Genomic DNA, 13,353 nt, shown 5'->3' on the forward strand with positions numbered 1-13,353 from the left:
CGCTGCGCACCCTGACCGATGAGCCCACCACGCTGGCCGAACTGGCCGGCGACAAGGTCGTGCTGCTGGTCAATGTGGCCTCCAAGTGCGGGCTGACCCCGCAGTACGCGGGCCTGGTCGAGCTGCAGCAGACCTACGGGCCGAAGGGGTTCACCGTCGTCGGTGTGCCGTGCAACCAATTCATGGGGCAGGAGCCGGGGACGGCCGAGGAGATCGCCGAATTCTGTTCCACCACTTACGGTGTGGACTTCCCGCTGCTGGAGAAGTCGGACGTGAACGGCGAGGGGCGGATCCCGCTGTACACGGAGCTGACCGCCACCGCCGATGTGGCCGGTGAGGCCGGAGACATCCAGTGGAACTTCGAGAAGTTCCTGATCGGGCGCGACGGCTCGGTGCTGGGACGTTTCCGTCCACGCACCGAGCCCAAGGATCCGGCCGTGACCGACGCGATCGAGGCCGCGCTCTAGTCGACTGCGGGCCGTGCGCGCCGCCGGTAGCGGACCGCGCACGGCTGCTGCAGCTGCACGACCATCTTGGAGTGGTCGTTGCGGTAGCTGTCGGACGGCTGCGCCAGCTCGAATTCCCAGTCCCGCAACAAGATCGAGAAGATCGCCTTGAGCTGCATCAGCGCGAAGGCCGCGCCGACGCACCGGTGGCGGCCCGCGCCGAAGGGGATCCAGTTCCAGCGGTTGGCCAGATCCTCCTGGTTGGGGTCCAGGTAGCGGCCCGGGTCGAAGTGCTCCGGATTCGGGAAGGCCTCCGGAATCCGGTTGGAGACGGCGGGACTCGCGGCCACCAGGTCGCCGGGATCGATGCGGTGGCCGCAGACCTCGAACTCCTCGCGGGCGACGCGCATGAGGATGATCAGGGGCGGGTGCAGGCGCAGCGCCTCCTTCAGCACCGCCTCCAGATTCGGAATCTGGCGCAGCGCATGGAAACTCACGTCCGAACCGTCGGCGTAGAGGGTGTCCAGCTCGGTGACGACGTTCGCCAGCACCTCCGGGTGCCTGAGCAATTCGATGATCGTCCACGCCGCGGTGCCGGAGGTGGTGTGGTGGCCCGCGAACATCATCGAGATGAAGATTCCGGTGATCTCGCTGGCGGAGAAGCGCGGCTTGCCGTTCTCGTCGTTGACCGACACCAGCACGTCGAGCATGTCCCGATCGTCCTTGCCCTGCGGCGGATTCGCGAGCCGCCCGGCCATGATGTGCCGGACCAGCTTCACCAGCTCCCAGCGCGCCTCGTCGCGGCGGCGGAAGCTCTCGATGGGCGCGTACGGGTCGACGTAGCAGTAGGCGTCGGTGCCGCGCTCCAGCTCGTGGTACAGGTGCGCGAAGCGGTCGTCGAGCTCCTCGCGGAACTTGGTGCCGATCAGGCAGGCCGAGGACGTGTAAATGGTGAGCTCGGCGAAGAATTCGAGCAGATCGATCTCGCCCTCGTCACCCCAGCGGGCCAGCATGCGCTCGACCTCGCGGGCGATGGTGGTGGCGTGGCCGCGCATCTGCTCGGCGCGCAGAGCGGTGTTGTGCAACATCTCCTTGCGCCGCTCGGGCGGGGCGTCGAAGACCACGCCCTCGCCGAAGATGGGCTTCATGAACGGATACGCCGCGGCCTGATCCAGCTCGTCGTCACCGGCTCTGAAGAAGAACTCGTTGGCCTGCGCGCCGGTCAGCAGGATGACATCGCGATCCGCCAATCGGAACGAGCCGATATCGCCGCATTCCTCGCGCACCCGTGCCATCAGGGCGATGGGATCGGTGCGGAACTCCTCGAGGTGGCCGTGCTCATGCTCGCCACCGGATACCGCGCGCGGTTTGACCAGGGTCATCTGTGACCTCCCGGGTAGACACCTGTCCAGACGGTACTACGGAAGTCATTGCACGGCAAGGGATCTGGCGAAATCGCGAATTATCGAGAATGTAGAAAACTGGAGCCGAATTCAGCTGCGCAGGATGCGCAGTGCGGCCTTTTCCATGCGCTCGGCAATTTCGGCGTAGGACGCATAACCCATGCCCGCGCGGACCAGTGCGCCCGCGTAGATCATTTCAAGGGTTTCCACGAGCTCGGGATCGGAGTCGGTGCCGAGCGCGTCGATGAGACGGACCCGAATCTCCCCGCCGATCCGCAAGCGCAGATGCGCCACATCGGGATCGGTGCCGAGCAGCGCGGCGGTCACCGCACCCGCCAGGGTCGGCTCGTCGGCCATCAGCATGGCGATCTGGCGCAGCACGGCCAGGACCCGTGCGGTGGAATCCGACTCGTCGTCGCGGGGCGCCTCGGTCGCGGCCAGCCGCCGCCAGAACATCTCCGCGACCAGGTGTTCCTTCGAGCTGAAATAGGTGTAGGCGGTAGCCGTACCGACTCCGGCCTGGGCGGCGACCATGCGCACCGTCAGACCGGCGAAGCCCTCCTTGGACAGCACATCCATCGCCGCACGCGTCAGTTTGTCCACCGTGTCGGCCTGCTTCTCGGTGAGGCGCCGACGCGTGGCCTCCATGCTCACCGCTGAGCGGGCGGAATGGGGATCAGACACGTGTCCGGATGCTACTATGGTCGGGCCCGTAGAGCAACTCGCGGTATAGGGAATCCGCATGAATGAGCGGGCGGGAGAAAGGCTTTCGAATGACGTCTCCCTCGCTCGTCGTCACTGTGCGCGAATTGTCGGCACTCCCGGAGCAAATCGAGAAATCGGTGCGGCCGCATGTCGGTAATGGCGTAGTGCTGGAGGTCGGCACCTCATCGGCCGACATGAATACCTACCGGGACATCGTCCGCACTTGGCGAACCCCGATCCGGCTGCTGCTCATCACCATCCCGGACGGCGCGGCGGCTGATCACGCCTACGACGACTGGGTTCATTGGATCGCGGGCGGTGGTCTCCTGGCGATCCAGGACAATCAGCCTCTTCATGAGCGGGCGGTGGCGAGCGGAAAGTTCCGCGAACTCCCCACCTCTGAGGGTCTCCGGATTCTGCAGCGCATCGCCGCTTGCAACTAGGTCGCGCCGCCTGCCGCAAGGGGCGTGCAAGGCGATGCAAGATCCAAGCAATCGTGGCCCGGCACAGTGCTTCTCATGAACGAGATGCGCGATGTGGTGGTGGTCGGAGCCGGTCCGGTCGGGTTGATGCTGGCGTGCGAGCTGCGGCTGGCGGGTGTGGACGTGCTGGTGGTCGAACGGCTCAGCGAGGTCGATCAGACGGTCAAGGCGGGGGCGATCAATGTGCCGACCGCACAGGCTCTCGATCGGCGCGGTCTGCTGCCGGAGTTGCTTGCCGTTCAGGAGGCCGCTCTGGAGCGATTCCGCCAGTTCCTCGGTGGCACGGGCAAGTCCATGCCGGTCCGCGCGAATGAGCGCCGGCCGGCCGTGGGACATTTCGCGGGCATCATGGTCGACCCGAATCGGATCGACTTCGAGGATCCCGCCTTCGCCGAGATCGGCCCGGCCGGTGAGGCGTTCCTGGTTTCGCAGCAGGCCATCGAGACGATTCTGGGGCGCCGGGCCGTCGAGTTGGGTGTGGAGATCCGGCGTGGTGTGGAGGTGGCCGGTTTCGCCGATGACGGGATCGGGGTCACCGTCGATTGTGGTGATCGCATTGTGCGTACGGGCTGGCTGGTCGGCTGTGATGGTGGGCGCAGCCTGGTGCGCAAGCTCGCCGAATTCGATTTCCCTGGAGTCGATCCCGAGATCACCGGTCGCCAGGCGCTGGTGGAGATGACCGGTGCGGAGGGGCTCGAACCCGGCTGGCACACGACGCCGACCGGCATCTACACGTACGGGCCGGTGCCGGGGCGCTTCCTCACCGTCGAGCTCGATGGCCCGCCCGCCGACCGGTCCGCGGCCATCACCGCTGAGGAACTGGAAGCCAGCCTGCGTCGGGTCTCCGGCGCGGATGTTCGTATCACCAAGGTCATTTCGGCGACCCGATTCACCGATAACACGAGGCAGGCCACCGACTACCGCAAGGGCCGAGTGCTGCTGGCGGGCGACGCTGCCCATGTGCATTCGCCGTTCGGTGGGCAGGGGCTCAACCTCGGCATCGGTGATGCGGTGAATCTCGGCTGGAAGCTGGCCGCCGTGGTGGCCGGGTGGGCACCGGCGGATCTGCTCGATACGTACACCACCGAACGTCACCCGATCGGCGAGTGGGTGCTGGAGTGGACGCGTGCGCAGATCGCGATCATGCGCACCGACCCGCGTAGCCGCGCCATGCGGGCGGTTACCGAGGAACTCCTGGCCAGCCGTGATGGCGCGACGACGATCTTCAAGAAGATCTCTGGTGTCCTGCACCGGTATGACCTCGGCGGCGGCCATTCTCGCACCGGCGCGCCGGTTCCCGATCTCGAACTGTCCGACGGCACCCGTGTGGCCGAGCACTTCGGCAGCGGCAAAGCGGTGCTGTTCGATCTCGACGACTCCTCGGCGCTGCGTGAGCGCGCTGCCGCATGGGGTGATCGCGTTGGCGTCGTCACGGCGAAGCTCGCTGAGACACAGGTGCTTTCGGCCATGCTCGTCCGGCCGGACGGCTGCGTCGCCTGGGCCGCCGATGACGGCGATCTCGACGGCCTCGACGCGGCGCTGACCCGCTGGTTCGGCGCACCTGTCCGCGACTTCTGATACCCGATCAACCAATAGCCGAGAGAGACATCATGATTCAGAACCTGCTCGACGAACTCGTAGATTCCGGACAGGAAACCGGCATTCAGGTAGCTGCCTACGTGAACGGCGAACTCGCGATAGACGCGTACGCCGGCGTGGCCGACACCGCTACCGGCTGGGCGGTCGACGGGGACACCTTGTTCCCCTCGTTCTCGACGGGCAAGGGCATCGCTGCCCTGGTCGTCGCCACGCTGGTGGAGCGCGGCGTACTCGACTACGCCGCCCCGGTCGCCAAGTACTGGCCCGAATTCGGTGTACATGGAAAGGAATCCGTAACTGTCGGCCAGGTCCTCACTCACACGGCGGGCCTTCCCTACTTGCCTGCCGACATCACCTTCGAGCAGTTCACCGATGTCGCGGCGGTGACGGCCTGGCTGGCCGAGCAGCGGCCCGAATGGGAGCCTGGCACCGCCACCGGTTACCACGGCTGGACCTACGGGCACCTGGTCGCCGAGATCGTCTATCGCGCCACCGGCCGACCCATCGACGCGGTGCTCGACGAGATCGCCGCTCCGCTGGGTATCACTGATGGCCTGTATTTCGCTGTGCCCGACGATATCCCGGTCGCCGCCCTCTACGACGGGAACTGGTCCGCGGTGTTGAACCACATGCCCCCGGCCTTTCACCGCGTCGCACCGCCCGCCGTGGCCCCGGTCGCCGACTTCGCCAACCGCCCCGAAATCCGCCGCCTGGCCGTCCCCGCCTCCGCCACGGTCACCGCCCGAGGTGCGGCCCGCCTCTACGCCGCTGCCCTCTCCGGCGAACTCCTGAGCCCCGACACCCTGCGCGCTGCCACCACCGTCCGCACCACCGACCCCGACCGCATCCTGGGTGCACCCATCCCCAAGGCCCACGGCTTCTTCCTCGGCGGCTCCGGATCCATCATGGGTGCGCGCCCGACCATATTCGGCCACAACGGTTCCGGCGGCAGTACCGCCTTCGCCGACCCCGACCACAACCTCGCCGTCGCGGTAACCCACAACCGCCTCGCGGCCGGGCCGCAGGACTGCGTGGACCGCGTCGTCGCCGCAGTCCGTGACGAGCTGGGCGTCGGCGCGTAGGACCCGCCTTCGGCGTTTGACGACTATGCGGGGGACTTTGATGATGATCCGGTTGAATCATGTTGGTAGCTAGGGATTTACACGGTGAGTCGTGTTGATCGTGCTGTTGTGTCGCGGGATTCGAAACTATGATCGAAGGTATGGGTGATTTCACTGCTGAATGGGATGCCGACCATGCCGTGGTCGAGCAGCTCCGCGCGGTGCACTCACAAATAGCTGAACTCCAGGCTGAAGAAACCGCGTTGATGACACGGCTCTACGAAATCCGCCGTGCCCAGCAGATCGACCTGGGGGTCGGGCAGCTCTACGCGGGAGAGAGCACCGCCACCGAAATCGGTGTCGCACTCAAGATGTCGCAGCGTTCCGCGGACAACCTGATCAATATCGGGCTCGACCTCGAGCATCGCCTCCCGACCACCGCCGAAGCCTTCGCTGCCGGGCGTATCGACCTGGCGCAGGTCCGTGCGATCCGCGAAACCCTGACCAACGTGCGCGGGGACCTGCTCACCGAGCTGGAGCAGAAGATCGCCGCGTATGCGGAAAACGCGGACCCGCAGCGGGTTCGGCGCACCGCGCGCCGCTGGATCACCGAAGCCGACCCCGAGGGCCAGGCCGTGCGTCGTAAGGAAGCCGAGGCCGAGCGGTATGTCAGTGTGAATGCCGCCGACAACGGCACTGCCGTGGTCGATGCGGTCCTGCCTGCCGCCGGGGGACGCACCTTGTTCGAGAAGCTGCGGGAGATGGCCTGCACGCAGGTATGCAGCGAGGATCCGCGTACCCAGAACCAGCGCCGCGCTGATGCTTTGGTGGCGCTCGCTGATGGCACCGGTCGCCTGACCTGTCAGTGTGGTCGCGAGGACTGCCCGCGTGCCCCCTTCGACGCGGTGGCTCCGGTGGCGCGTAAGGCGTTGGTGCAGGTGGGTGTGTCGGCGGAAACGCTTGCGGGGCTGCAGGACAACCCGGCGCTGCTGGCTGGTTTCGGGGCGATCGACGCCGATCTCGCCCGGCAGCTGGCGCGTCATGCTCGCTTCGAAATCATCACTGACGCAGCAGCCCCCGCCGCTGCGGCCCGCGAGCTGGTGTATCAGCCCACGGCGCGTGTCGCCGCCCGTGTGCGTGCTCTCGACGGGATCTGCCGTGCGCCGGGCTGCCAGGTGCCCGCCGCCGACACCGACCTCGACCACCAAGACCGTTTCGACCACGACAATCCCGACAATGGTGGCCCCACCAGCGAACACAATCTGGGTGCGCGGTGTCGTCGCCATCACCGGCTCAAGACTCTCGCCGACAACAATCGCAACGGCTGGAAAGTCGATCACCACCCGGATCGGGAGGTGCAATGGACCACGCCCAGCGGTGATTCGATCACCACCACTCCCGAAGGCACACCATTCCTGTTCCCGACGGAGCCCGTGCCGCCGGTCACCGCTGCCGGTGTGCCTGATGCGGACACCATTTCCCCGTTCATTGATGCGGGGCCAGTGATCGATGGACTCATGGAGATGATGCACGTGTACTGCACGCCGTCTCAGCGCAAGGCGTACTGGCGGACTCGTGGGCGCAACATGTGATTCAGAGTGCGTGAGGTCAGGTAACCCGGGGAAAGATAAACGAAAAGTGTGGTGGCGTCGCCTGCCCTACCGGACTTGGGCTGACGCCGGGTTGGGAGCCGGAACTTGCGTTCCGGCCCACGGACTGCACGGATCACCTTTTAGAGATTTACGGGGTCGAAAGACCCAGGGGTGCGAGCTTTGCGGAGAGGCGATCAAGGTAGGCGAGGACGTCTGATTCTGGTTTGTCGGGGAGGCCGTAGAGGACGTCGGTTACGCCTGCGGCGGACCAGGATTCGAGTTGTTCGGGGTTGGGTTTGTAGGCGAGGGCTACTACTCGCGGGGTGCCTTCTCGGCCTGCTTCTTCCCAGTGCTTCATGAGGAGGCTGGTGGAGGCGGAGACGTCGGATTCGTAGGGGGTGGTGATCCAGCCGTCGCCGGAGCGGGCGATCCATTTGAAGGTTTTGTCGGTTCCGCCTGCGCCGATGAGGAGGGGGATGTGGGGCTGGACTGGTTTGGGGTAGGCCCAGCTCGGGCCGAAGCTGACGAAATCGCCGGAGTAGGAGGCTTCTTCCTCGGTCCAGAGGGCGCGCATGGCCTCGATGTATTCGCGGAGGACGGTGCGGCGCTTGTTGCCGGGGACGCCGTGGTCGGTGAGTTCGTCGGTGTTCCAGCCGAATCCGGCGCCGAGGGTGACGCGGCCGCCCGAGAGGTGGTCCAGGGTGGCTATGGTTTTGGCGAGGGTAATGCAGTCGCTTTCGGTGGGAAGTGCTACGGCCGTGGACAGTTCGATGCGGGAGGTGACGGCGGCCGCCGTGCCGAGTGCGACCCATGGGTCGAGAGTGCGCATGTAGCGGTCGTCGGGGAGGCTGGCGTCGCCCGTTTGAGGGTGTGCCGCTTCGCGTTTGACCGGAATGTGGGTGTGTTCGGGGACGAAGAAGGAATCGAAGCCGCGGTCCTCGGCGGCTTTGGCGGCGACGGCGGGGGTGATGCCGCGGTCGCTGGTGAAGAGGACGATGCCGAATCGCATGGGGGTGTGGTCCTTTCAGAGCTGCTTGGCGGCGGAGACACCGGCGCGGCGGCCGTAGAAGCTGCCGTCACCCAGGGAGCAGCCGGAGGCGTAGCCACCGGCGCAGATGCCGGAGGTGACCCGGCCGGCGGCGTAGAGGCCGGGGATGGGGGCGCCGGTGATGTGGAGGACTCGGGAGTCCAGGTCGGTGCGGAGGCCGCCGAGGGTGAAACCGCCTGTGTAGCCGCGCAGGTCGTACGCGCCGAGAGGGGTGCGGATGGGCTTGACCCATTCGGTCTTCTTGCCCAGGAAGGGGTCCTCGCCCTTTTCGGCGTGGTGGTTGTAGAGGTCGATGGTGGACTGCAGGGTGTGCTCCGGCAGGCCCATGTCGCTCTCCAGTTCGGCGACCGTCTCGGCGACCCAGGTGGGGGCGACGCGCAGGAACGACAGCGAGGATTGGGTTTCCATCGCCTCGTCCAGCGCGAGTTCGTCGATCACCAGGTAGGCCTGGTTGTCCTGGTTCTGCAGCACCGCCTGGCCCATGCGGCCCGCATAGGTGTCCTCGGTAATGAAGCGCTGGCCGCGGCCGTTCACCAGGATGCCGCGGGCGACCAGCTGCGGGTCGACCACCAACGCGACCTCGGTGGCGTCCATGTGTGCCAGGTCCGCGCCCAGAGCCTGGGCGACCTGGATGCCGATGCCGTCGTGTTCCTCGACGGTGGCGGTGGGGCGGCCGGAGATCTTGGGCGCGAAGCGTTCCACCATTTCGTGGTTGTAGGCGAAGCTGCCGGTGGCCAGGACTACGCCGCGGTCGGCGCGGACGAGAACCGGTTTGCCGTAGCGGGTGGCGGCCACGCCGACGACGCGGCCGGAGTCGTCGATGACGAGGCGGCGCAGGCGGACGTCGTATTCGTGGCGGACGCCGAGTTCTTCGGCCTTCTGGGCGAGGGGCTCCATCAGCATGTAGCCGCCGCCCTTCTCGCCCAGCTTCTTGTCCTTGGTCCAGGCCAGGTGACCGCGGGGGGCGGGCGGGATCTTGTCCTTGAAGGGGGCGGCATTCTCGCCGCCGGAGTACATGAGGCCCTGGTCGGCGGGTGGCTCGTAACCGGGCTCGCCCCAGAACTCCTCCTTGAACGGGACTCCCTGGGCGACAAGCCAATCGAAGTGGTCGACGCTGCCCTGGCAGTAGTCGTGGATCTTGGCCTTGTCGACGCCCGGACCGAGGGCGGCGGTGAGGAACGCTTCCATGTTCTCGACCGTGTCCTCGAAGCCGAGCTTCTTCTGCAGCGCCGTGCCGCCGCCCAGGTAGATGAATCCGCCGGACATGGCGGCCGCGCCGCCCCAGCCGCTGGTGCGTTCCAGGACGAGGACGTCGGCTCCGGAGCGGGCGGCCTCGATGGAGGCGCACACTCCGGCGATACCGAAGCCGACTACGACGACATCGGCCTCGTAGTCCCAGTTTTCGACCTCACTGGCCCGGAGCGGCCGGACGGTTGCGGTTGCGGTTTCCGCCATGTCTCTGAATTCCTAACTGCGGGTGGGGATTACTTCTTCTTGTCTTTGGCGAGCGTCTTGCGGATCGCGCCGTCCAGCTTGGTGGCGGAGGGCCAGCCGATGTAGTGGGCCAGGAACACCGCGATCTCGCGCAATTGGTCCGCGTCCAGCTCGCCGTTGCGCAGGGCCGCGCCGACCTGGATTTCGGCGATCTCCGCATTGCCCTGGGCGGCAATGGCTCCGAGCAGCAGCAGCCGACGGTCGCGCATGGTCAGGCCGGGGCGGTTCCAGATGTCGGCGAAGAGGTGGTCGACGGTGACCTCGTAGAACGGGTCGCCGGTCAGGTTCGGGAGGTCGAAGCCGTAGACCTCCGACATGGTCTTCAGGCCCTGCTGCCTGATCTCGGAGGGAACCTGGTCGGTCATGAATGCTCCTTTGCGATCGGGCCGGGACCCACACCGAGTCCGTCACCCAGGTCGTGCAATGCGCGTTGGGCCAGCGGCAGATTCAGCTCCAGCCGGGTGGCGAGGTCGAGGGCCAGGGCGAGATCCTTTTCGCCGAGATCGCGTACGTGGCCGAGGATGGGGAACCAGAAGTCGTCCGGCTCGACGGGGGCGGTGGTCTTGCGGAGCATGATCGCGCCGGGGCCGCCGGTGTGTGAGTCGGAGTGGCGGACCACCTTGCCGAGTTTGGTGATGTCGAGGCCGGCGGCCTCGGCGAGGCGTTGGGCCTCGGAGGCGGCGGTGAAGGCTACGAAGTGGAGTAGGTTGCGGGCCAGCTTCATTCGGGTGCCTGCGCCGACTTCACCGGCGTGGATCACCAGGGAACCGAAGCGGGTGAAGGGTTCTCGGACGGCTTCGAAGGCGGCGGGGGTGCCGCCGACCATGACCGCCAGTGCGCCCTTCTGGGCGGCGGGGGCTCCGCCGCTGATCGGGGCATCGACGAATTCGACTCCGTGCGAGGCGCATTCGGCGGCCAGTTCGATGGCCGTCTGGTCGGAGATGGTGGAGTGGACAGCGATCACCGTGCCGGGCTTGGCGGTCTGCAGCAGGCCGTCGACCACCGTGCGTACCTGCTCGTCGTCGAGAACGACGACCGAGACGACGCGGCAGGTCTCGGCCACCTCGGCCGGTGAACCTGCCGCGGTAGCCCCCGCATCGGTGAACGGTTGCAGTGCGTCCGGCCGCATATCGCAGACGACCAGGCCGCCGGGCCAATCGACCAGACGCTGGGCCATCGGCGCGCCCATATTGCCGAGGCCGATGAAACCTACCGAGAATTCCTGGGTTTCGCTCATGGGCGGAAGACCTGCCCGCCGTCGACGTTCAGGACCTGACCGGTCACCCAGGCGGCATCATCGGACAGCAGGTACAGGCACGCGCCGACCATGTCCTCGGTGGTGCCCAGCCGCTTCAGCGCCATCTGCTTCACCAGCTGATCGACGAACTGTTCCGGCACGATGCTGCGAGTCGCCTCGGTATCGGTCGGGCCGGGCGCGATGGCATTGACCCGGATCTTGGAATGTCCGAGCTCGTGCGCCAATTGCTGTGTCAGGCTGTTGATTCCGGCCTTGGCCAGGCCGTAGAAGCCGGAGTAGGTCCAGGCCGCCGTGGACGACTGGTTGACGATCGAGCCGCCGCCAGCCTTCGCGATGTGCTTGTACACCGCGCGGGTCATGTTCAGCGCGCCGTCCAGATTCACGGCCATGAACTTCTTGTAGTAATCCCACGGGACGGTCAGCAGGATGTCGAGCTTCATGTCGCCGTAGATGGCGGCATTGTTGACCAGATGGTGGATGCCGCCGAATTCGGCGACGGTGAAATCGGCTACGGCCTTGGCGGAGGCGGGATCGGCGACGTCCACCTGGGCGAAGACGGCCCGGCCGCCGTCGGCGGTGATCTCCTTGGCCACGGCCTCGCCGAGCTCGCTGTTGAGGTCGGCGACAACGACTTTCGCGCCTTCGGAGGCCAGGGCCCGCGCATAGGCCGCGCCGATGCCGCGGGCGGCGCCGGTGACGATGATGGATCTGTCGGTGAATCGGCTCATGTCGGTACTCCTCAGCAGCCGGTCGCGATGAGTTTGGTCTCGGTGTATTCCTCGAAGCCGAGGACGCCCATCTCCCGGCCCAGGCCGGACTGCTTGTAGCCGCCGAAGGGCGCGTCGGCCGAATACCAGACGCCGCCGTTCACGCTGAGCGTGCCGGTGCGGACGCCTTCGACCACCGCGCGCAGGCGCTCGGGATCGCGGCCCCAGACCGAGCCGGACAGGCCGTAGGGGGAGTCGTTGGCGATGCGGACGGCGTCGAGGTCGCCGTCGTGGGGGATGACGGTGAGGACGGGGCCGAAGATCTCCTCCTGCGCCACGGGGGAGCTGTTGGGGAGACCGGTGATCAGGGTCGGCTCGATGAACCAGCCGGGGCCGTCGACGCGGTTGCCGCCGGTGACGATGGTGCCGCCCTCGGCGCGGGCGATGTCGAGATAGCGTTCGACGCGGGCGCGTTGGCGTTCGGAAATCAGTGGGCCGCAGACGGTTCCGGGCTTGGTCGGATTGCCGGGCTTGATATTGGACAGGGTTCGGGCGGCGGCCTCGACCGCCTGATCGTGGTGTTCTCTCGGGACGAGCAGACGGGTGCTGATCGCACAGCCCTGGCCCGCGTGCACGCACACCCCGAAGGCCGCATAACTCGCCGCGGCCGCGATATCCGCGTCGTCCAGCACGATGAACGCGGACTTGCCGCCCAGCTCCAGGAAGACCTTCTTCAAAGAGGCTGCGGCAGCGGTCATTACGGACTTGCCCGTCGCCGTCGATCCGGTGAACGAGATCATGTCCACCCGCGGATCGGTGACCAGCTGCGCGCCGAGTCCGTGGTCGTCGGAGGTGACGATATTGACGACACCCGCCGGAATGTCCGTCTCCTCGGCGATGATTCGCCCGACGGCAGCCGCGCACCACGGTGTATCGGGCGCGGGCTTGAGAACCACCGTGGTGCCCGCCGCCAGCGCCGGACCCAGCTTGGCGAAGTTGATCTGATGCGGGAAGTTCCACGGCGTGATCGCGCCGACCACGCCGATGGGTTCGCGGCGGAGCTTGCGGGAGCTCTTGATCCCCATCGGCGAGGCGATGCCGAGATCGGTTTCCCAGGCGTAGTTTTCGGCCAGGTCGGCGAAGTAGCCGAGGTCGTTGATGGGGCCTTCCAGCTGGGGACCGCTGGTCAGCATGCGGGGTGCGCCCGCCTCCGCGATGGTGATCTCGCGGAGTTCCTCGATGTGACTCTTCAGCGCGTCTCGCAATTGCCTCAGACCGGCCGCGCGAAAACCCGGATCGCGCGACCAGTCTGTGGTGTCGAATGCCGTGCGGGCCGCGGCGATGGCCGCGTCCATATCGGCGGCGTCGGCATTGGCGGCGTGGCCGAGGGGTGCCCCGGTCGCCGGGTCGGCGGTGGTGAACACACCGCCGCCGCCGGGCGTCAATTTGCCGCCGATCAGCAACTGCGAACCGCCGTCGGGGACGAGATCGCTCGGGCTCATAGGTAGCTCCCATGCTGTCCGGACACGTGTACGGACTATAGGTTCGTGGCTCGGAA

The 13,353-nt window shown here is 66.8% G+C and carries 13 protein-coding genes; 5 read left to right on the forward strand and 8 right to left on the reverse strand.

Going from position 1 to position 13,353, the window contains the following annotated elements; all coding sequences use genetic code 11:
- Nucleotides 1-2 precede the first annotated feature (2 nt).
- Complete coding sequence (locus tag ON43_RS01550) at nucleotides 3-467, forward strand: glutathione peroxidase (RefSeq protein ID WP_083913086.1); 465 nt, start codon at nucleotides 3-5, stop codon at nucleotides 465-467.
- Here the strand turns inward: ON43_RS01550 and cyp51 are convergent.
- Both cyp51 and ON43_RS01560 read right to left on the reverse strand, forming a co-directional pair.
- Complete coding sequence (cyp51, locus tag ON43_RS01555) at nucleotides 464-1,828, reverse strand: lanosterol 14-alpha demethylase (RefSeq protein ID WP_040802645.1); 1,365 nt, start codon at nucleotides 1,826-1,828, stop codon at nucleotides 464-466. The two genes, ON43_RS01550 and cyp51, sit on opposite strands and share 4 nt — an antisense overlap.
- A gap of 111 nt (nucleotides 1,829-1,939) precedes the next feature.
- Nucleotides 1,940-2,503, reverse strand: coding sequence for a TetR/AcrR family transcriptional regulator (locus ON43_RS01560; RefSeq protein WP_040802647.1), 564 nt, complete (start codon nucleotides 2,501-2,503; stop codon nucleotides 1,940-1,942).
- A 92-nt stretch (nucleotides 2,504-2,595) separates the two neighbouring features.
- Here ON43_RS01560 and ON43_RS42075 point away from each other — a divergent pair, with 92 nt between their 5' ends.
- The 4 genes from ON43_RS42075 to ON43_RS01580 all read left to right on the forward strand — a co-directional run bounded on the left by ON43_RS42075 (nucleotide 2,596) and on the right by ON43_RS01580 (nucleotide 7,288).
- A complete protein-coding gene (locus ON43_RS42075; RefSeq protein WP_157513865.1) occupies nucleotides 2,596-2,997 on the forward strand; it encodes a hypothetical protein in 402 nt (133 codons plus the stop codon).
- Between the two features lie 75 nt (nucleotides 2,998-3,072).
- Complete coding sequence (locus ON43_RS01570; protein WP_086007867.1) at nucleotides 3,073-4,614, forward strand: FAD-dependent oxidoreductase; 1,542 nt, start codon at nucleotides 3,073-3,075, stop codon at nucleotides 4,612-4,614.
- Nucleotides 4,615-4,646: 32 nt separating this feature from the next.
- Nucleotides 4,647-5,717 (forward strand): serine hydrolase domain-containing protein, encoded by a 1,071-nt coding sequence (locus ON43_RS01575; protein ID WP_051177758.1) that lies wholly within the window; start codon nucleotides 4,647-4,649, stop codon nucleotides 5,715-5,717.
- A 179-nt stretch (nucleotides 5,718-5,896) separates the two neighbouring features.
- Nucleotides 5,897-7,288: an HNH endonuclease signature motif containing protein gene (locus ON43_RS01580; protein WP_157513866.1), complete on the forward strand. Its 1,392-nt coding sequence runs from the start codon at nucleotides 5,897-5,899 to the stop codon at nucleotides 7,286-7,288.
- A gap of 148 nt (nucleotides 7,289-7,436) precedes the next feature.
- Here the strand turns inward: ON43_RS01580 and ON43_RS01585 are convergent, their stop codons facing one another.
- Genes ON43_RS01585 through ON43_RS01610 form a run of 6 tightly spaced genes read right to left on the reverse strand, consistent with a single transcriptional unit; the run spans nucleotide 7,437 to nucleotide 13,297 of the window.
- Nucleotides 7,437-8,297 carry an LLM class F420-dependent oxidoreductase gene (locus ON43_RS01585; protein ID WP_040802652.1) on the reverse strand — a complete coding sequence of 287 codons (861 nt, stop codon included), beginning with the start codon at nucleotides 8,295-8,297 and terminating at the stop codon, nucleotides 7,437-7,439.
- A gap of 15 nt (nucleotides 8,298-8,312) precedes the next feature.
- On the reverse strand, nucleotides 8,313-9,791 hold the full coding sequence (locus tag ON43_RS01590; RefSeq protein ID WP_040802654.1) for an FAD-dependent oxidoreductase: 1,479 nt from the start codon (nucleotides 9,789-9,791) through the stop codon (nucleotides 8,313-8,315).
- Nucleotides 9,792-9,820: 29 nt separating this feature from the next.
- Nucleotides 9,821-10,195, reverse strand: coding sequence for a carboxymuconolactone decarboxylase family protein (locus ON43_RS01595; RefSeq protein ID WP_040802656.1), 375 nt, complete (start codon nucleotides 10,193-10,195; stop codon nucleotides 9,821-9,823).
- On the reverse strand, nucleotides 10,192-11,067 hold the full coding sequence (locus ON43_RS01600) for an NAD(P)-dependent oxidoreductase (protein ID WP_040802658.1): 876 nt from the start codon (nucleotides 11,065-11,067) through the stop codon (nucleotides 10,192-10,194). The genes ON43_RS01595 and ON43_RS01600 overlap by 4 nt, the downstream gene beginning before the upstream one ends.
- Nucleotides 11,064-11,816: an SDR family oxidoreductase gene (locus ON43_RS01605; protein ID WP_040802660.1), complete on the reverse strand. Its 753-nt coding sequence runs from the start codon at nucleotides 11,814-11,816 to the stop codon at nucleotides 11,064-11,066. Before ON43_RS01605 ends, ON43_RS01600 begins: the two co-directional genes overlap by 4 nt.
- Before the next feature lie 11 nt (nucleotides 11,817-11,827).
- Nucleotides 11,828-13,297, reverse strand: a complete 1,470-nt coding sequence (locus ON43_RS01610; RefSeq protein WP_040802661.1) for an aldehyde dehydrogenase — start codon at nucleotides 13,295-13,297, stop codon at nucleotides 11,828-11,830.
- Between the last annotated feature and the right edge of the window lie 56 nt (nucleotides 13,298-13,353).

The sequence above is a fragment of the Nocardia concava NBRC 100430 genome, assembly GCF_000308815.1.
Lineage (GTDB): Bacteria > Actinomycetota > Actinomycetes > Mycobacteriales > Mycobacteriaceae > Nocardia > Nocardia concava.